The sequence below is a fragment of the Pseudomonas fluorescens genome (assembly GCF_030344995.1).
Lineage (GTDB): Bacteria > Pseudomonadota > Gammaproteobacteria > Pseudomonadales > Pseudomonadaceae > Aquipseudomonas > Aquipseudomonas fluorescens_BF.
Window position 1 is genome coordinate 117,515 of the sequence record NZ_CP128260.1, and the last position, 20,795, is coordinate 138,309.

11 protein-coding genes are annotated in these 20,795 nt (G+C 61.2%); 8 read left to right on the top strand and 3 right to left on the bottom strand.

Annotated elements, in window-relative coordinates; all coding sequences use genetic code 11:
- Nucleotide 1: 1 nt before the first annotated feature.
- Complete coding sequence (gene purE / locus QR290_RS00570; protein WP_007954291.1) at nt 2-493, bottom strand: 5-(carboxyamino)imidazole ribonucleotide mutase; 492 nt, start codon at nt 491-493, stop codon at nt 2-4.
- A gap of 216 nt (nt 494-709) precedes the next feature.
- A complete protein-coding gene (locus QR290_RS00575) occupies nt 710-1,627 on the bottom strand; it encodes a LysR substrate-binding domain-containing protein (RefSeq protein WP_289204091.1) in 918 nt (305 codons plus the stop codon).
- A 180-nt stretch (nt 1,628-1,807) separates the two neighbouring features.
- Here QR290_RS00575 and aspA point away from each other — a divergent pair, with 180 nt between their 5' ends.
- The 8 genes from aspA to QR290_RS00615 all read left to right on the top strand — a co-directional run bounded on the left by aspA (nt 1,808) and on the right by QR290_RS00615 (nt 19,186).
- Entirely contained in the window at nt 1,808-3,232 is a 1,425-nt protein-coding gene (gene aspA / locus QR290_RS00580) for an aspartate ammonia-lyase (RefSeq protein ID WP_003229645.1), read from the top strand.
- Between the two features lie 499 nt (nt 3,233-3,731).
- On the top strand, nt 3,732-5,177 hold the full coding sequence (locus QR290_RS00585; protein WP_115079740.1) for an alanine/glycine:cation symporter family protein: 1,446 nt from the start codon (nt 3,732-3,734) through the stop codon (nt 5,175-5,177).
- 170 nt (nt 5,178-5,347) lie between these two features.
- The gene (locus QR290_RS00590) at nt 5,348-6,352 is read left to right on the top strand and encodes an asparaginase (RefSeq protein WP_115080018.1); all 1,005 of its coding nucleotides are present in this window, start codon (nt 5,348-5,350) and stop codon (nt 6,350-6,352) included.
- A gap of 167 nt (nt 6,353-6,519) precedes the next feature.
- On the top strand, nt 6,520-7,518 hold the full coding sequence (locus QR290_RS00595) for an AraC family transcriptional regulator (RefSeq protein WP_115079741.1): 999 nt from the start codon (nt 6,520-6,522) through the stop codon (nt 7,516-7,518).
- 132 nt (nt 7,519-7,650) lie between these two features.
- Entirely contained in the window at nt 7,651-8,676 is a 1,026-nt protein-coding gene (locus QR290_RS00600; protein WP_289204092.1) for a histone deacetylase family protein, read from the top strand.
- A complete protein-coding gene (locus tag QR290_RS00605) occupies nt 8,673-9,791 on the top strand; it encodes a polyamine ABC transporter substrate-binding protein (protein WP_289204093.1) in 1,119 nt (372 codons plus the stop codon). Before QR290_RS00600 ends, QR290_RS00605 begins: the two co-directional genes overlap by 4 nt.
- Before the next feature lie 141 nt (nt 9,792-9,932).
- Nucleotides 9,933-14,465, top strand: coding sequence for a dermonecrotic toxin domain-containing protein (locus tag QR290_RS00610; protein WP_289204094.1), 4,533 nt, complete (start codon nt 9,933-9,935; stop codon nt 14,463-14,465).
- A 107-nt stretch (nt 14,466-14,572) separates the two neighbouring features.
- Nucleotides 14,573-19,186, top strand: a complete 4,614-nt coding sequence (locus QR290_RS00615; RefSeq protein ID WP_289204095.1) for a dermonecrotic toxin domain-containing protein — start codon at nt 14,573-14,575, stop codon at nt 19,184-19,186.
- Here the strand turns inward: QR290_RS00615 and QR290_RS00620 are convergent, their stop codons facing one another.
- Nucleotides 19,187-20,740 carry a PLP-dependent aminotransferase family protein gene (locus tag QR290_RS00620; RefSeq protein ID WP_289204096.1) on the bottom strand — a complete coding sequence of 518 codons (1,554 nt, stop codon included), beginning with the start codon at nt 20,738-20,740 and terminating at the stop codon, nt 19,187-19,189.
- Nucleotides 20,741-20,795 lie beyond the last annotated feature (55 nt).

Genomic DNA, 20,795 nt, shown 5'->3' on the forward strand with positions numbered 1-20,795 from the left:
CTCAGGCAATACGTGGGTCTGGATTGTCCAGGACGCTGTCTGTCTGCTCGGCACGGAAGGTTTTCAGTACCGCGTGGAATTGTGGATGCTTGGCGCCCAGGATGCTCGCCGACAGCAGGGCTGCGTTGATCGCGCCGGCCTTGCCGATGGCCAGGGTGGCAACCGGAATACCGGCCGGCATCTGTACGATCGACAGCAGCGAGTCGACGCCCGAGAGCATCGCCGACTGCACCGGCACGCCCAGCACCGGCAGGTGGGTCTTGGCCGCACACATGCCTGGCAGGTGGGCTGCGCCACCGGCACCGGCGATGATCACCTCGATGCCGCGGCCTTCAGCCTCTTCGGCGTACTGGAACAGCAGATCCGGGGTGCGGTGGGCGGAAACCACCTTGACCTCGTAAGGGATGCCGAGCTTTTCCAGCATATCGGCGGTGTGGCTAAGGGTGGACCAATCGGACTTGGAGCCCATGATCACGCCAACCAGTGCACTCATCGTCGCGCCTCTTCTCTCTGGGCGCCCGCAGGCGCGTCAAAAACAACAAGCCACGCAGAATGCGTGGCTTGTTGTAGGAAAAATGGCCGGACGAACCGGCCGAAGGCCGCGCAGTATACCGCAAAGAAAGCAATAAACAGCCCCCGTTGCGACCATCTGTCATCTGCCGCAAAAGCCCGGTTTTATTGACTCGAAGGTCAGTGGCCGAGACATGTTTCACGCACCGGCCGTACCTTGCGCCGCACCGCCTTCCAGCTTGCGCCACAACAGCCGAACGTTCGCCTTGCGCACCAACGCGCAGCGGTACAGGCGAATCTCCAGCGGCACATGCCATTGCGGGCCGCCGCAGACCACCAGTTCGCCCCGGGCCAATTCGGCACGCACGCTCAGTTGCGGCACCCAGGCAATGCCCAGACCTTCCAGCGCCATGCTTTTCAGGCTGTCGGCCATGGCCGTTTCATAGATCGTGGTGAAGCGCAGCTGACGCTGGCGCAGCAAGCCATTCACCGAGCGCCCGAGAAACGCCCCGGCGCTGTACGCCAGCAACGGCACACTGCCCTCGCCTTCCAGATCGAACAGCGGCTTGCCATTGGCATCCGCCGCACACACAGGAAGCATTTCGGTCTGGCCCAGGTGCAGCGAGGGGAAGATTTCCGGGTCCATCTGCATGGCCGCGTCCGGGTCATAGAACGCCAGCATCAGATCGCAGCCACCTTCACGCAGCGCGTGCACCGCGTCACCAACGTTGGTCGCCACCAGCCGCGTGGCGATGTTCAGCCCTTCGTTGCGCAGTTGCGCGATCCACCGCGGGAAGAAACCGAGCGCCAGCGAGTGCGCCGCCGCGACCTGGATCACTTCGCCCTGGCCGCCTTCAAGATGATGAAGATGGCGCAGCACTTCACCAAGCTGTTCGACCACGGTGCGCGCGGTTACCAGGAACAGTTGCCCCGCCGCCGTCAGTTCGATCGGCGTACGCGAGCGGTTGACCAGCATCAGGCCCAGCGCCGCTTCCAGGCTGCGGATCCGCCGACTGAACGCCGGCTGGGTCACGAAGCGCCGTTCGGCCGCCTGCGAGAAGCTGCGGGTGGCAGCCAGAGCACTGAAGTCCTCGAGCCATTTGCTTTCCAGATTCATCACGTCCTCCCGGACACGCACCAAAACAGGTCACACGTCTGCCGCGCACGCGGCGTCACACGGGCATTATGCCGAATGTGCATAGGGCAGTGTTTAACAGCATTGGCCCAAAAATTCCCACAAGCCTAGCATTCGCAGCGTTCCGGCACAGACCGGGTCCATATCGAGATGATTTCTATCATGTCCTCCGCTGCATCATTCCGCACAGAAAACGACCTGCTTGGCGCCCTCGAAGTCCCTGCTCAAGCGTATTACGGCATCCAGACCCTGCGAGCGGTGAACAACTTCCGCCTTTCGGGCGTTCCGATTTCGCACTACCCGAAGCTGGTTGTCGGTCTGGCGATGGTCAAACAGGCCGCCGCTGACGCCAACCGCGAGCTGGGTCACCTGAGCGAAGCCAAGCACGCTGCCATCAGCGAAGCCTGTGCACGTCTGATCCGCGGTGATTTCCACGAAGAGTTCGTGGTCGACATGATTCAAGGTGGCGCCGGTACCTCCACCAACATGAACGCCAACGAAGTGATCGCCAACATCGCGCTGGAAGCGATGGGTCACCAGAAAGGCGAGTACCAGTACCTGCACCCGAACGACGACGTGAACATGGCGCAGTCGACCAACGACGCCTACCCGACCGCGATCCGCCTGGGTCTGCTGCTGGGTCACGACGCGCTGCTGGCCAGCCTCGACAGCCTGATTCAGGCGTTCGCGGCCAAGGGTGAAGAATTCAACCACGTCCTGAAGATGGGTCGTACCCAGCTGCAAGACGCCGTGCCGATGACTTTGGGTCAAGAGTTCCGCGCATTCGCCACCACCATGGGCGAAGACCTGGCCCGTCTGAAGACGCTGGCCCCGGAACTGCTGACCGAAGTGAACCTGGGCGGCACCGCGATCGGTACCGGCATCAACGCTGACCCGCGTTACCAGGCCTTGGCCGTACAGCGTCTGGCGCTGATCAGCGGCCAACCGCTGGTTCCAGCAGCCGACCTGATCGAAGCCACTTCCGACATGGGCGCCTTCGTGCTGTTCTCCGGCATGCTCAAGCGCACCGCGGTCAAGCTGTCGAAGATCTGCAACGACCTGCGCCTGCTGTCCAGCGGCCCGCGCACCGGCATCAACGAAATCAACCTGCCGGCGCGTCAGCCAGGCAGCTCGATCATGCCAGGCAAGGTCAACCCGGTGATCCCGGAAGCCGTGAACCAGGTGGCGTTCCAGGTCATCGGTAACGATCTGGCGCTGACCATGGCAGCCGAAGGCGGCCAGCTGCAACTGAACGTGATGGAGCCGCTGATCGCTTTCAAGATCCTCGACTCGATCCGTCTGCTGCAACGCGCCATGGACATGCTGCGCGAGCACTGCATCGTCGGCATCACCGCCAACGAAGCGCGCTGCCGCGAACTGGTCGAACACTCGATCGGTCTGGTCACCGCACTGAACCCGTACATCGGCTACAAAAACGCCACCCGCATCGCCCGTATCGCCCTTGAAAGCGGCCGCGGCGTGCTGGAACTGGTGCGCGAAGAAGGTCTGCTCGACGAAGCCATGCTCGCCGACATCCTGCGCCCGGAAAACATGATTGCTCCGCGTCTGGTGCCTCTGAAGGCCTGATCCGACGCGTTACTTGTAGCACCGCTCACCAGGTCGAGGGACTAGACACCTCTCACCTTTTGAGGGCTTGGGGATCATTCCCCAAGCCCTTTTTTTTAACTATTTGAAAGGACAAACGTCTTCTGTGGGAGCGAGCCCGCTCGCGATGAACGATCACGCGGTTTCCCTGTTGAACCGCAGCGTCTGCATCGCGAGCAGGCTCGCTTCCACAAAAGCCCGACGCCGGTAACGTCGGGTGTTTCAAAGCTTCGTTTCGTCGCTTGCACCACAACCGTGCAGACGGGCGCCGCACTGATCGGTATAGTGCCGCCCCTCTTCGCGTGAGCGGTCGTCGGTAACGAGGCCATAACCCATGCGAAACCCGAACTAATAACAAACCCGCGATATGGATCCGGGACGAAACCCTCGCCTCGCCTGTTGTGCCGCGCGCACACCGGTGTAACGCGATGTTTCCGACCATCCAGCATTTGCTTACACAATAAACAGCGAGGAAAAATCCATGCTCGAAGTCATCAACGACTTCCTCTCAGGGAAAGTACTGATCGTGCTCATTGTCGGGCTCGGTAGCTACTTCACGATTCGCTCGCGTTTCGTTCAATTGCGCCACTTCTTCCACATGTTCGCGGTGTTCCGCGACAGCCTCAAAGGCAACGCCGGGCAGCTCAGCTCGTTCCAGGCCCTGATGCTCAGCCTCGCCGGCCGCGTCGGTGCAGGTAACATCGCCGGTGTCGGCATCGCCGTGACCCTCGGTGGTCCTGGTGCGGTGTTCTGGATGTGGGTGACCGCTCTGGTCGGCATGTCCAGCAGCTTCTTCGAATGTACCCTGGCCCAGGTCTACAAGCGCGCCGATGGCGACGGCCTGTACCGTGGCGGTCCGGCCTACTACATCCAGCACGGCCTGAAACTCAAAGGCATGGCGGTGGTGTTCTCGATCCTGCTGCTGGTCACCTACGGCTTCGCCTTCATCGGCCTGCAGTCCTACACCGTGACCCACTCGCTGCAAAACGCCTTTGCCTTTGACCCGCAACACACCGGTATCGTCCTGGCAGTGCTGCTGGCCATCACCTTCATCGGTGGCATCAAGCGTATTGCTTCGGTGTCCGACCTGCTGGTTCCGATCAAGACCCTGGCCTACATCGGCGTGACCCTGTACGTGATCGGCACCCAGATCGAACACGTGCCAGCCATGCTGGAAACCATCTTCAAGAGCGCCTTCGGTCTCGACCCGGCCTTCGGCGGCCTGCTCGGTAGCGCCATCGTCATGGGCGTGAAGCGTGGCGTGTTCGCCAACGAAGCGGGCCTGGGCAGTGCACCAAACGTCGCCGCCGTGGCTGCCGTGAAGCACCCGGGCGCTCAAGGCGTGGTTCAGGCGTTCAGTGTGTTCCTCGACACCTTCGTAATCTGCACCTGCACCGCGCTGCTGATCCTGCTGTCGGGCTTCTACACTCCGGGCTTCGAAGGTGACGGCATCGTCCTGACCCAGAACTCGCTGGCCGCCGTGGTCGGTGACTGGGGCCGCATGTTCGTCAGCGTCGCGCTGTCGCTGTTCGTCTTCACTTGCATCCTCTACAACTACTACCTGGGCGAAAACAGCCTGCAGTTCCTCACCCGCAACCGCGCTGCGCTGATGACGTTCCGCGGCCTGGTGCTGGCGCTGGTGGTCTGGGGTTCGATGCAGGATCTGTCGACCGTGTTCGCCTTCGCCGACATCACCATGACCTGCCTGGCCTTCGTCAACCTGATGGCCCTGGCCCTGCTGTTCAAGGTCGGCATGCGTGTGATGCGCGACTACGACGAGCAGCGCCGCGCCGGCGTCGACCAGCCAGTGTTCGACTCCAGCAAGTTCACCGACCTGGATCTGGACCTGAAGGCCTGGCCGGCCAATCCGTCGGCCGACACCCAGGCCAACGCTCAGCCGCAAGGAATCCCCGCAGCGCAACGCTGATCGGTGAAAGACGGGCGCATCCCCTGCGCCCGTCAGTTAAAGTGCAATGCATTACCTGTGGGAGCGGGCTTGCTCGCGAAGACGGTGAATCAGTCGAAACATCTTTAGCTGACACACCGCATTCGCGAGCAAGCCCGCTCCCACATGTCATCTCTTGTGGAGACCTTCAGATGATTGCCAATTCCTACCCTGCCGCCCAGCACGTCATGGTGCTGTACACCGGTGGCACCATCGGCATGCAGGCCAGCGCCAATGGCCTGGCCCCGGCGTCCGGTTTCGATGCGCGGATGCGCGATTACCTGCACAGCCAGCCTGAGCTGGTGGTGCCGCAGTGGCAATTTCGCGAGATGTCGCCGCTGATCGACAGCGCCAACATGACCCCGGCCTACTGGCAGCAACTGCGTGAAGCGGTAGTCGACGCCGTCGATGTGCAAGGCTGCGACAGCGTGCTGATCCTGCACGGCACCGACACCCTGGCCTACAGCGCCGCCGCCATGAGTTTCCAGTTGCTCGGGCTGCATGCCCGTGTGTGCTTCACCGGCTCGATGCTGCCGGCCGGCGTCACCGACAGCGACGCCTGGGAAAACCTCAGCGGCGCACTGGTCGCCCTCGGCCACGGCCTGGCGCCGGGCGTTCATCTGTATTTCCACGGCGAACTGCTGGCCCCGACCCGTTGCGCAAAAGTGCGCAGCTTCGGCCGTCACCCGTTCAAACGTCTGGAGCGTCAGGGCGGCGGTGTGAAAGCCACTGCCCTGCCAGCCGCGCTGAACTACAACCAACCGAAGCAACTGGCCAAGGTGGCCGTGCTGCCGTTGTTCCCGGGCATCGGCGCCGAGATCATCGACGGCCTGCTCGACAGCGGCATTCAGGGTCTGGTGCTGGAGTGCTACGGCAGCGGCACCGGGCCGAGCGACAACCCGGAGTTTCTGGCCAGCCTTGGTCGGGCGCGGGATAACGGCGTGGTTGTGGTTGCGGTTACGCAGTGCCATGAAGGTGGTGTGGAGCTGGATGTGTATGAAGCCGGCAGCCGCTTGCGCGGTGTTGGCGTGTTGTCCGGTGGCGGCATGACCCGTGAGGCAGCGTTCGGCAAATTGAACGCTTTGCTGGGGGCAGGCCTTGAGACAGCTGAAGTACGGCGTCTGGTCGAGCTCGACCTGTGCGGTGAGTTGGTCTGAGACCACGTCACCCCCCTGTGGGAGCGGGCTTGCCCGCGAAAGCGGTATATCAGATACGTTCACGTCGCCTGACACAACGCATTCGCGAGCAAGCCCGCTCCCACAATTGATTCTTTGTCCGGCATGTAACTTGCTGCGCTCCAGCTATCCCAAGGCTGGAAGATCCTATGCTCCACTCCCACCTCACCACGCTCAATGCGGTCTCGCTGATCCTCAACACGTTCAAGACCGAAGGCCTGTCCAGCGAAGCGCTGCTGGCCGGCAGCGGCATCAGCGCGGCGGATCTGAGCCGGGCCGACACTCGCATCACTACCAACCAGGAGATGCAGGTCTGCGCCAATGCAGTCGCGCTCAAGCACGACATCGGTCTGGAACTGGGCCGGCGCATGCATGTTTCCTGCTACGGCATCCTCGGTTACGCGCTGCTGACCTGTGCCACCTTCGGTGACGCTTTGCGGCTGGCGATCCGTTATCCGGCGCTGCTGGGAACACTTTTCGAGCTGAGCCTGGAGGACGACGGCGAGCGCGTCTGGTTCGTCGCCGCCGATTACCGCGAGAGCCCGGCGATGGCGGTGTTCAACGCGGAGTTCTGTCTGGTGTCGCTGAAAGTCATCTGCGACGACCTGCTCGGCCATCCGCTGCCATTGCTGGCCACCCGCTTCGAACACACCGCGCCGGATTACCGCGACAGCTACGCCGAACACTTCAAGGCGCCACTGCACTTCGGCGCCAAGGACAACGCCTTCGCCTTCGACCGGCGCTGGCTCGATCAGCCGCTGCCGCTCGCCGACATCATCACCCATCAGGCCATGGCCGAGCGCTGCCGCAAGCAGAACACCGAGTTCACCGGCCGTCAGGCGTGGTTGGGGCGGATCCGTCAGTTGCTCAGCGCGCAACTCAACGCCGCACCGGGGCTGGAAGGTCTGGCGCAGCAGATGAACTGCTCGCCGCGCACCTTGCGCCGGCATCTGAAGGACATGGGTTCCAGCTATCAGGAACTGCTCGACGAACTGCGCTTCGAGCGAGCCAAACAGATGCTTTGCGAGGACCAGTTGCCGATCTATCGCATCGCCGAAACCCTGGGCTTCAGCGAGACCGCGAGCTTCCGCCATGCCTTCGTGCGCTGGAGCGGCGTGGCGCCGAGTCAGTTCCGGCCACACGGTTAAACCGTCGAGGGGCGATATCAGGTCAGTATTATTGGCCACATCGATCCCCTTTTGGCCTCTCTGGCCGTTCTCCGATTCGCCCCGCGCCGCAACACTGGAGCCAACCGAATCAGCCCCTGCGGAGAACAACAAATGCTGACGATCTACTCTGACGATCACCACCTGCACCATGGCCGCTGCGAATTGATCGACGGGCAACTCAAGCCTTGCTTCGAGATGCCTTCGCGCGCCGACCACGTGCTGCAACGGGTAAAAAATCAAAACCTCGGCCCGGTCGAGGCGCCGAAGGATTTCGGCCTCGGGCCGATCGAGCGCATCCACAGCCGCGATTACCTCGACTTCTTCAAAGGCGCCTGGGCGCGCTGGACCGAATTCAACACCGACGGCGACTTGCTGCCTTACACCTGGCCGGCACGCACCTTGCGTCAGGTCAAACCGACCAGCCTGCACGGCCAGCTCGGCTATTACAGCTTTGACGGCGGCGCACCGATCACTGCCGGCACCTGGCAAGCGGCGTACAGCGCGGCGCAAGTGGCGCTGACCGCACAAGCGGAAATCCAGCGCGGCGCCCGTGGCGCTTTCGCTTTGTGCCGTCCACCGGGACACCACGCTGCCGGCGATTTGATGGGCGGTTATTGCTACCTCAACAACGCCGCCATCGCCGCGCAGGCGTTCCTCGATCAGGGCCACAAGAAGGTCGCGATCCTCGACGTCGACTACCACCATGGCAACGGCACCCAATCGATTTTCTACGAGCGCAGCGACGTGCTGTTCACCTCGATCCACGGCCACCCGGAAGCGGAATTCCCGTTCTTCCTCGGCTACGAAGATGAACGTGGCGAAGGCGCCGGTGAAGGGTTCAACTTCAACTATCCGCTGCCGGCCGGTTCCGGCTGGGACGTCTGGAGCGCGGCGCTGGACCAGGCCTGCCAGGAGATCGAAAACTACGGTGCCGACATCATCGTCGTGTCGCTGGGCGTCGACACCTTCAAGGACGACCCGATCTCGCAGTTCAAGCTCGACAGCCCGGATTACCTGGCGATGGGCAAGCGCATCGCCGCTCTCGGCAAACCGACCCTGTTCGTCATGGAAGGTGGTTACGCGGTGGAAGAAATCGGCATCAATGCGGTGAACGTGCTTGAAGGTTTCGAGTCATGAAAAGTCTCAAGCACTTCATCGCGCCGGCGTTGTGCGCAGCGCTGCTAAGCGGCGCAGCGCTGCTAAGCGGCGCAGCGCACGCGGAAGAACGCACCCTGCGCGTCTACAACTGGTTCGACTACATCACCCCCAAGGCACTGGAAGATTTCAAGGCGCAGAACAGTCAGACCAAACTGGTCTACGACATCTTCGACACCAACGAAGCGCTGGAGGCGAAACTGCTGACCGGCAACTCCGGCTATGACGTGGTGGTGCCGTCCAACGTGTTCCTCGCCAAGCAGATCGAGGCCGGGGTATTCCAGCCGCTGGATCGCAGCCAGTTGCCGAACTGGAACCACCTCGACCCGAAACTGATGAAGCTGATCGAGGCCAACGACCCGGGCAACAAATTCGCCGTGCCGTACATGTACGGCACCATCCTGATCGGCTTCAACCCGGCCAAGGTCAAGGCAGCACTGGGCGACACCGCGCCGGTGGACAGCTGGGACCTGATCTTCAAGGAAGAGAACATCAGCAAGCTCAAGCAGTGCGGCGTGGCCCTGCTCGATTCGCCGTCTGAGATCCTGCCGCTGGCCCTGCAACACCTCGGCCTGGATCCCAACAGCAAGAACCCGGCGGACTACGCCAAGGCCGAAGCGCTGCTGATGAAGATCCGACCGTACGTGACCTACTTCCATTCGTCCAAGTACATGGCCGATATCGCCAACGGTGAAATCTGCGTCGCGGTCGGTTATTCGGGCAGCTTCTCGCAGGCCGCCAACCGCGCCAAGGAAGCGAAGAACGGCGTGGTGGTCGACATGCGCCTGCCGAAGGAAGGCGCGCCGATCTGGTTCGACATGCTCGCCATCCCGAAAGGCGCGAAGAACCCGCAGGACGCCTACACCTTCATCAACTACCTGCTGCAACCGCAGGTGATTGCGCCGGTCAGCGACTTTGTCGGTTACCCGAACCCGAACAAGGACGCCACCGAACTTGTCGACCCGGCGATTCGCAACAACCCGAATCTGTACCCTACCGATGCGGCGATGAACACGCTCTACACCCTGCAGCCATTGCCGCGCGATGCGGAACGGGCGCGGACCCGGGCTTGGACCAGGATCAAGTCCGGCACCTGAAGCCAGCCATTGAAAACGACCCGCCTTCGCGGGTCTTTTTTTTGAGATTTATATACCGCACCGTACCGTCGCCCAAACTTTAACGTGTCCCGATCCCGGCGTTGCAGGAGAGCGCCGTTAACGACAAACAAGGAAACGGACATGCCTGAAATCTCCCGTCCCGGCGTTATCGATCTGCAAACTCAATTGCTGTCCGGTCCGTCACTCAGGGACACTGCGTCAAGTGCCTTGCGCCCGGCGTTGCGCACCCTGTACCCGAATCTCGACATCGACCCGCAACTGGCAATGGTCGTGACCCCCACCTGGAACATTCAACCCGATCAGGTCATCGCCGGCCCTGACCACTTTGAATCACTCTCTGACGTCCTGATACGCGTGAGTGTCCATGGCACCACGGTGACCTGGCTCGACGGTGAGCACTTTCTGACGCAACAAGCGGGGAGCAGGCCGGTCATTCATCTGCCCGTGAAAATCGAAGCCGTGGGTCGTTTGATCAATGAGTTCGCTGCGTTACTGTTCGTGGCTTATCAAGAGCAGCAAATAGCCTACTGGAATACCGCCACCCGACCGGATGAACCACGCTGGTATCAGTTGTCGGATGCCCTGCGTGAGCAGTGGAACGTTCAAGAATCACAGGGCTGGAAGGCCGATCCACTGGCCATGGCTCAAGCGTTGTACCGGTTTCCCGACAAACGACAGCGGCTGCGCGACGACCCTTTCAGGACGTGCGCCTACCTGATCGACATTGATCAGGAAAACGGCACCGGTCAAACGCACCTCGACACACTGCCAATCGCGGTGCTGGCAGGGACCTCGGGGCCTCGAACGATCATCATCACCTGCTCACTCAACCGCGGGTTCCGACATTTCGATTCGTTCGATGCACTCGGTGAGGCACTGGCCGTCCTGCTGGCGCCTGCCATGCGTGCAGGGCATCTGAAGTGGCGCCTTTACGAACCTGAAGGCAATTTTTTCGATCAGCAGGCTTGTACATTGCTGGCACTGGATGCAGATGTCATTGGCTCCCTCGACCCGTCACAGCGCACTACCAACGCACTTTTCCCTACCGCCGGCAAGCGTGAAACCGTAAGGCCAACGTCTGATTTCGAACAACTGCGACCCTTGCTGCCACAGTGGCTGGATGACGCCTCCACGGCAGACCAGGCCTGCTTCAGCCGGCACCTGCTGGATCTGGCGATCCTGCAAAACCGTACCCGCAACAAATCCTTCCAGCGCGAAATCCCCACGCTTCACGCCTTCACCGTAGCGCAACTGAGCGCGCAGATTCGCAAGGAACACCCGACGTCTCCCGGCATCAAGGTCGAGAACATCGAGATCACCATCACCAGCCTGGTTGTGTGGGGTACGTTCGTCGTGCCGGGACAGACGGATACGCTGACACTGACGCTCATCGAACTGGCGCTGCAGAACCTGGCCGGTTTGCCGACGGGTATCAAAACTGTCCGCCATGCGGACGGCTCACCGACGCCTGACTGGATGACACCGCAGTATCTGGAAGCACTGGTGACCACAGTGGACATCGGCACGGTCTACCCTGCCATGCTCAAACGCCGGCTGATTGAAGACCCGGTCGAGGCTCCCGCTCTGCGTCAGCTGTACACCGATCAGTTGCCGATCGAACTGGCGTTGCTTGCGCTGCAGTGCAAAATCCGTGGCGAAGCGGGACTGGACGAGCAAGGCTACCGCTATGTCATCGCCGCACTGGCCGCAGCTCCCAGTGACCAACTGGTGGATGGTCAAAGGATCATGATCCGCCCCCTGGCATTCCAGGCCCACCGCAAAAACAGCAGCGCCGATACCGTGGCCAACATGTTCATCATCGGTCCGGAGGCGGCCGACAAGGGGCCGTGCCTGCTCTATCGGCCACTGCTCGACCCGCCCCTGACCCAATATCCGGGCCAGACCAATTTGCTGTATGCGATCCAGCACTCCCACACACTCAGGCAATCGGTGCTGGCCTGGTTACCTGACAGCGTGCGTTTCAATTACTCCCAGTATGTGTTCCCCGGCACGCTGATGTCGGTGTGGACCATCCCGCAATTACTCGTCGACCCGAGCGTCGCGCTGGACATGACCAGACCGGTCTCACTGGTGCAGAGCAATGCCATCAAGGCAGACGTGCCGACGGCGCTGTTCAATGCCAATGTTCAAGCCATGATCACCCAGGCCGATCGTCAGTCCGTGTCCAATGCCGAAGCGCGTTGGGCAACGCTAAAACGTGGGGGCTGGATGCTGTTCAACGCCGCGCTGCCATTTTTGGGGCGCAGCATCGGTACCGCCGCGTGGATATGGCAGATCCTGGATGACCTGCAGGCCTTGATCGATGCACAAGACGAAAAGCCGGGCACCATCGACTGGTCGGCCCTCACCGATGTACTACTTACACTGGGCATGATCCTCGCCCACCGCGCCGCCGCCAACGGGCAGTCACAACACTCGACGGCTATCGCGCCAAAGGAAAAACCCGCGCCACTCAAATCCGGAATAACGCGCCTTGCGGACGTTGGCGGGCCGGAGTTTGCGGCCGAACATAAAACTTCACTGATCGGCACGGGTGCTCTGAGCCGGTCAAAACAATCGCTCGCCACGCTGCTCGACGCTTTCAAGGTCGACAAACCCGGTGCACTCGCCGCTCCAGAGAAAGAAGGCGTACATCAACACCTCTACGCCCAGGGACAGGCTTGGTACGCACCTGTGGGCGAACGCTGGTTCGAAGTGTCCATCAACGACGATGGCCTGGTGCAGATCATCGACTCACAACAGCAACCGGCTCGTCCGGGGCCGCTGCTGACCCACAACGCCGTGGGCCAATGGTTCATTGATTTGCGATTGCGTCTGCGTGGCGGCGGACTGGGCAGCCGGCGAAAAAAGATTCAACAGCAAAACCAGCAGCGGCTTAGCCAAAGTAAAGCCACGATGGCGGCCCTCGATGCAACGCTTGAAGACAAGAAGAACGCTTTCGAAAGCGCCCGCAAGGCCATGAAGGACGCAACACCGCAAGCCGCAGCGCCTGCGCGCCAGCACTATCTCGACACCTTGGACTCACAGATCCGGGAATATTCCACACATGTTCAAGAGCTCAAGGCACTGAACGCATTGGAGCCGGTTCCGAATTTTCGCACCGCCATGGTCGAGCGACTGTCGTTGCAGCTGTTTCTGATGAAGTCCTGGCTTGACGAACACACCAGGGATTTTCGTGACGGTTTGCAAAACACGCTGACGTTGCTGGACGAAGAATCGCCAACGCCCGACGCCGGGCGCCTGACTTCTTTCACCCGAATGACGGACATGACTCAAGCAATGATCGAAAAGATCGAACTCGCCGGTTCACGCTTCGGGGAGCTCAGCCTGCTGGGCAAGGAAGCCTGTGAGGTCAGTCGGGTCTACAAGGCCAAACTTCCGGTTTTCACACTTGAGGATCTCAAACTGCTGCAAATCACACTCGCCGAACACCTGTGTCTCAAGGTCGATCCAGCCGGCGATCCAGGCGCACAGATCGCCCTCGAACAACTGATCGACGATGCCAGCCTCAACATCCGCAGTGCACTGGATCTGGGTAACGATGAAAGTCTGCTCAACCTCGCGGAACGCATTGAGGCAATGGACAATCTGGCGCAGCAGTTTTCCGTCATCGACCAACGCTTCATCGATCTGGCTGACGAGTACCCCGAACAGATACTCGCTGACCGTCTTGACCAGGCACGCGCGCGCGTTGCCGAGTTCGGCCGGGACACCGACAGCCATCTGGCACGATTGCTACAGGAACGACGTTTGGTGGAACCTGTACCGGGTACATCCCGCACGGCAATGCCGCCCACGAAGAAAATCATCAAGACCCGCTTCAAGGGCACGGTTGTCGGCGAGCCACGCAAAGGTGCCGACGGCCGCGACACCGACCTGGTGGACGTAAGGGCGCCTCTGACCGGCAAGGTCATTGCCACCTTCCATGAAAAAACGCCAGGCGTATGGCTGCGCCGGGTCACGTCCGTCCCTCAACCGAAGAAGGCCGCTCCCAGATTGGCCGACACCCTTGCCAACGGCCAGGCGCTGCTCGATGGACTGCCCGGGTTCGAACGGCGCACCCAGGCTCACGTCAGCCGTGCGACAAGAATTCCCGTTGAAATTCAGGACCTCTATTACCAGCATGCCGCGCGCATGCGCGAAGTCGTCAAGGCTATCGACCAGGCACTCGTCACTGGCAACCAGACCGAAGCACCCGGCGACGCCGCCACGTCACTGCGCGACGCCCTGGAGAGTGCCGCCACCAAGCTTTATGAAACCGGTCGCAGCACGCGCATCCGGATGATCAAGGAGCAACCGCCAACGGCGGCCCGGGTGGAATGGCTAAAGGAGAAAGGTGAAGTGAACATCGCGAAAACGACTGACAGGCGCCGCCTCAAAGGTCCCGGCCGGGACTACCTGGATGAATACGAAGTGCTCGACCACAAAAGCCGAAAAGTACTGTGGTACGCCCACTTCCACTATGCAGGGGCTACAGATCCAGTCGGTGCATTCACCGCCGCCCACCTGAAAACCGTCGAACAGAGGCGTCTGGGCGGGACGGTCGAACGCGACAGTTCCAGTCAGGCGCAGATCGCCATCTATCGCAGTGAAATCAGTCGCGCAGTGGCCACATCCGTGTTCTTCGTCTGAGGCCGGCACCCTTATCTATCTACCACCGCCCAGGCAAAACCCCGGCTTACCGTGGACCGGACTCGAAGTAGCAATCCCGCTACCTTCTACACCCATGGAATAGGCCAGTGAATAAACCTGCAGTGACACACGACGTGTCCCCTCCCTTGCTGAAACAAAGCCGACTGGTCGAACTGACCAGTCACGGCGACTCCCTGCATCAAGTCGCCTCGACGTTGCTGCGCAAAGAATTGCGCAAGCGTTACCCCGACTTGCACATCGATCCTGATCACACCTTGCTCGCCACGCCGGTGCGCAACATGGATACGCCACAGCTGGCTGTCGAAGCCTGCAATTTCGAATCACTGACCCACGTACTGATCCGGCAGAGCCTGCACAAAACCACCGCCGAGTTCATCGAAGGTGAACACTTCCTGACACACATGCCCATCGCCAGCCCACCGCTCCACCTCGCGGTCAGCATGGATGAGCTCACCACACTGCTGAACGATCACGCCCCTCTGTTGTTCGTCGAGTGTCAGCAGCGCCAACTGGATTACTGGAATGAGTCCGAACACGGTCGCCCGCGCTGGCAGGAGCTGTCCGAACAACTGCGTTCGGCTGCCGATGTGCAGACCGCCAGTGGCTGGGATGCAGAGGCGTGCCGGCTGGCGCGCTTTGTCGCGCAGTACCCGGACAAAGCCGAACGCCCGACAACCAGCGATCATTTCACCGGGGTGCGAGCCTGCATCATGGACTTCGACCGCGACGAGGGCAGCACTGCCACATACTCGCTTGTCGCCGGCGCCCTGGTCATCACGGCGACCATCAGCAAGCAGGAGCGGATCCTGCTGTACACCATTGCCGACGGCTATGAAACATACGACTCGCTGAAACAACTGGGCGAGTCCCTGCCGGAACGCATTGATCCCGAACACGTGGGGCCACCCATGAAGTGGCGCCTGATCGAACCCGACGGCAATGTCTTCGACGCTGTTGCTCAGGCGCTCGTGGCCAACCAGTTGGCCGCCATCGCGGCGCAGGATCCGGCCAATCCCCCGCGCAAAACCCGGGGCCTGTCTCATCTGCAGATAACCAGCCAGGCCGGCCCGCTGCAGCCGAGCCGTTTGAGCCAATTGAAAAAGGCGATTCCCGATTGGTTGAAAGACGCTTCGGCCCAGGACCTGCAAAACTACAGCCGTTATCTGGTCGATCTCGGTGCGTTGCGTGACGGCGCTGCAGGCAATGTATTCAAGAACGACGACTGTCCTGAGATCAAACCCTACGCCGAGCAAAAGATGCAGGCGGCAATGCTCGCCGACACAAGTGTTGAAGGGGTCGCCGACCTGCCGCTGGACCGATTGCGAATCACAGTGACCGACAGCCTGGAAACCGCTGGCTTCACCCTGGCCAATCCATCGAGTCGGGTCCGTGAAACGCTGGGTGAGTTCGCCTTGCAAAATACCCCGCCGTATCAGGCAAGCATCGACTTCGACGATGCCCGACCTGTACCGGCCTGGCTGACTGTCGATTACCTGAGTGCACTGGCAGCAAAGGTCGACATTGGCCGCCACTACCCGAAGCTGCTCAAGCGCAACCTTGTCGATGACCCGATCCGTGCTGCCGACCAGAAGACTCGCTATACGCTGCAACTGCCCATACTCCTGCCTTTACTGGCGCTGGAGTGCAAGATCCGGCATCAGGGCGGCGTCGATGAGCGGGGTCATGCCTATGTCTGTCAACTGATGGACGCAATCGCCAGCAAGCAGCCATCCGACAAACACCCGGTGACCATCCGGCCACTGGCGTTCACCCCCGTTCGCCGACTGAGCGGTCAATCGGACACCGTGACCAACATGTACATCATTGGCCCCCGCGATCATCGCCAGGGACCTTGCCTGCTCTATCGACCGATGATGGACATGCCGCTGATGCAATTCGCGTCTCTGCAGAACCTGATGTATGCGTTGTATCAGCCGGGGGAACTGCGCAACTCGGTATTGGCCTGGCTCGGCTCTCCCTCGCTGAGTTTCGAGTACTCGCAGTATGTCTTCTCGACAGGGCTGCCTTCCCCCTGGATGGTGACCCAGCTGGCGTTCGAACCCTTCATGCACCTGGACCTGAACGGACCGATCAAACTGGCGAACCAGCCTCTGACAGGGGACATTCTCGGCACCTTGCACACCGCCAACAGTCAGGCGTTGATCGAACTCGCCGACCGCCAATCGGTGTCCAACAGTGAGCGGCGCTGGGCATTGCTGGCCGACAGCGGCTGGGCGATCTTCAGTATCGCCTCCAACTTCCTGAGTGGTGCGGCCGGGGCGGCCGCCTGGGCCTGGCAGACCATAGAACAGGTTCAGCAGACTCTCGACGCACATGAGCACGGCGAACACCTGATTGCCTGGAAATCGGCCGCCGAAGTTCTACTGACGCTCGGCATTCTGTTGACCCACCGGGTGGTTGCACGGCGCAACCACTCGCTGGAGCCGCACCTGAACGTTACCCACGAGACGCCGGAGGACTTGGAAGACCTCAACGATCTTGTCGAAATCGACCAACCGCAAACACCCCCTGTCCCGGCAGTCGTCACTCACGATCCGGTTACTCTCACCGGTGACATCCCCGTCGGTCATCACACGCTGCTGGAACCCGCGCTCCTGCCGCGTCCGGACTCCAGCGCCCGCTTCCTTGCCATGCTCGAAAGCTTCAAGGTCGACGCGCCGGACCTGAGCGGCAAACAGATATCGTCAACCAGCCATCTCTACACGGACGCGGGGAAAACCTATGCCCAGGTCGGCAGCCGCTGGTTTCAGGTGAGCGCTCTCAAGGACGAGCCGGTGTACATCATCCATCCGCGCGATCCACTGCGCACTGGCATGTCTCTGGAGTACGACGTCGCTGCCGGGCAATGGCACTGGGCACCCAGGCTGCGCTTGCGCGGTGGCAGTCCAACCGGTCGTATCGAAGCGCTGCTTCGCGCCAAGGAGCAAAAGAAAGAGGCCGCCTGGCTAACACTGCAAGCGTTCATCGCACTGGAGCCCGCCAACAAGCGCGAATTGCTGATCAAGTTGCTCGCCTTGCCACAGGACAACAGCGAAGCCACCTATCTCGCCGCCGCGCCAGACTATCTGGACATGGCCATCAAACAGGGGGACAGCTACACCCAGGCGCTGGAACAACTCGCGACCTGGCACCAGAACGGTGGTGGCGGCGTTTTCTACCAGGCACAACTGATGCGCATGACCGCAGAGCAGCATCGCTGCCTGGGCTCATGGCTACGGGTAAAAATGCGCCTGTACGCGCTGACGACAAAACGGATCGCCGCCAGCTTTGATAACCATACCCTCCTGCCACGCAACGAACAGATCGACATTGCGACCCGGGCCACTACCATCAGTGACGAATTGATTGCCACCCTGCAGACGCTGAATCGCTCCCTGCTGGTACTGGTCAAACATTCCGGCAAAGGTGCAAAACTGGCCAAAGATTTGCGACGGTTGTTGCCGAACTACGGCGAACTCGACCTGAAGGCCAATGAAATCGGCATGTCCTACGAACGCTGCGTCAATGAAGGTTCCGGGCCGCAATGGGACGCGGCACGGCAGGACATCGGCATCATCACCATCAAGGCCGCTGACGCCGGTCATGAGTTGCTCAGACTTTCCCGCACAACGGCTACCCCGGACGCGAAGGCCGAGCGCATCGAACAGTTGTCACGCTGGAATGACCTCCTGACCAGTCTCGACGACCAGGTAGAACAGCTGCCATCCGCACACCCGGGGCAGTTCATTCAGGCCAGGCTCGACAGGATCCGCGAACTGATCGGGGAATTCCGTACGCTGGCTCAAGAACATCTGATCGCCGAACTGCCCGAACCGGTAGTCGAGCAACACCCTGAAACCGTCAGGCAAGAGCCCCAGCCTTCCACTTCGCAGCCCAAGGTGAAAATCAGTAAAACCCGTCCTCGTCAGAATTCCGGCAATCAGGCGCCGGCACCTGATACGAGTGAAGCGGATGAAGAATCACCGTTCGTGAAATTTTCCGCCCACCTCGCGAAACCCGTTCAGCCGGTCGATGACGACGATCTCATCAGCAAGGGGATGGAGCTGAACGGTGCCGTCGATGCCTTTATCAAGAAGACTCGCGAAGACGCCAGGCGGCCAGGACGTATTCCCGCCGACATTCGAGACATGTTCGACCAACAGGCTTCGCGCCTGGAACAGACGGCCAATGATGTAGACATGGCCTTCGCCAGAAGGCGCGCAGCCAGCCAGAATGTCTGGCCGGTTGCCAGTCTCAGCCCCGAACTGCGTGCCGGCGCAACTGCTACCCGTACCGAAGGCAACGCCGTCTATGGTGCCATGCTCAAACAGCGCAAGCCTCGGGAAACCTATTTCCGCTGGCTGCACGAGAATGGGCAGGTCGACGTCATCAAGGACGAACGCGGACGCATCCGTACTCGTCAGCGGGGTGATTACTTTCAGGAATACCGGATTCTCGACAAGGCCAACGGAGGACGTCCGATGTGGGTGGCGCATTTCCATTACGAACGAATGAGTGACGCGGATGCCCAGTACACCATCGCCCACCTGAAATTCGCCGATGCCTATCTGCAGTCTCTCGATGAGAAAACCCGGCTGACGCTGAGTACCTTTGATGCCGTCGACAATGCGATGCGCCGCATTGTCGACCCGACAGTGCGTGACCTGTTTCTCAAGCCACAAGCGGTAGCGAGCCGATAACTATTTACGCCAGACGGCGTGCAAGCGGGCCAGAGCCGACTCGATTGCCGGCTCCGGCACTGCCGCAAACCCCAGCACCAGACCGGCCCGCTGATCGACCGGCGTCATCGAGTCCGGCAACCAATACTTGCTCAAGCCGTGAACTTCCACCTCCACACTGGCGGCTTGCTCTATCAACTGCTGCTCACGGGCCACGCTGTCGACTGCCACCGTGAGGTGCAGTCCAGCCGATACAGCCGGCAACTCGCCGACGCCCGCCAGGCCTTGAGGCCAGCCGTTGATCAGGGCATTGCGCCGATTCAGAGCCGCGCGACGCATCCGCCGGATGTGCCGCTGGAAGTGCCCGGCTGCCATGAACTCGGCCATCACCGCCTGAGTGCTTACCTCGGAATGCCGGACATCCACCGCGCGCCGTTGCGCAAACGCCTCCACCAACCCCGGTGGCAGCACCAGATAACCCAGGCGCAACGCCGGGAACGCGACTTTGCCGAAGGTGCCGACGTACAACACGCGACCCTGGCGGTCGAGCGCAGCCAGCGGAGCCAAGGGCGCGCCGGTATAGCGATACTCGCCGTCGTAGTCGTCCTCGACGATCCAGCCGCCGGTGCGCTCGGCCCAAGCCAGCAGTTCCAGCCGCCGGGCCAGGCTCATCACCACCCCGGTCGGGTATTGATGAGACGGTGTGACATAGGCCACCCGGCAATCTTCGGCGGCCGCCAGCGCCGCGCAGTCGATGCCCTCTTCATCCACGGCAATGCCGTGCAATCGACCGCCGGCCAGCGCGAACGCATGACCCGCTGCGCGATAACCGGGATTCTCGATGCCCACCCCGGCGCCCGGCTCCACCAGCAACTGTGCACAAAGGCTGATTCCCTGTTGCGCACCACTGGTGATCACAATTTGCTCAGCCGAGCACTGCATACCGCGCGAACTGCGCAAATAGGCAGCGATCAGACCGCGCAACCGCGCATCGCCCGCCGGGTCGCCGTAACACAGTTGCTGCAAGTCGGGCTTACGCCAGAACGCCGCGTTCAGCTTGGCCCAGACGTCGAACGGGAACAGATCGAATGCCGGAACACCGACCCGGAATGCTCGCGGCGGACCGCTGGGTGGCGTCGGCAAATGGTTCCGCTCAAGCCGCTGAAATGCACCGCTGTGGATAACTTTGCTGGATAAATCCCCAGTGAAATCGACCAGTTTTGTGGATAAAGCTGTGGGTAAGCCTGTTGAAAACCCTGTGGATACTTTTGTGGATAATTTTTTCGCTGGCGTCGCCGATTGCGGTAACTGCGCCACATAAGTGCCGTCCCCGACCCGGCCTTCAATAAAACCTTCGGCATACAGCTGATCGTAGGCGCGCACCACGCTGTTGCGGGAAATCCCCAGCGCTGCCGCCAGATCGCGGCTGGCCGGCAGGCGCGTGCCGCTGGCCAGGCGCCCGTAGAGCACCCGCAGGCGCAAGGCCTGATAGAGCTGGCGGCTCAAGCCTTTGCGGCGGTCGAGTTCGATACCGGCAGGGTTGAACGGCAGCGACAGCGTGGTCGAATCGGGCATGACAATGGACCTATGAAATTGGTCAGCAATGGCTCTTACAACAGACCAATAGCCT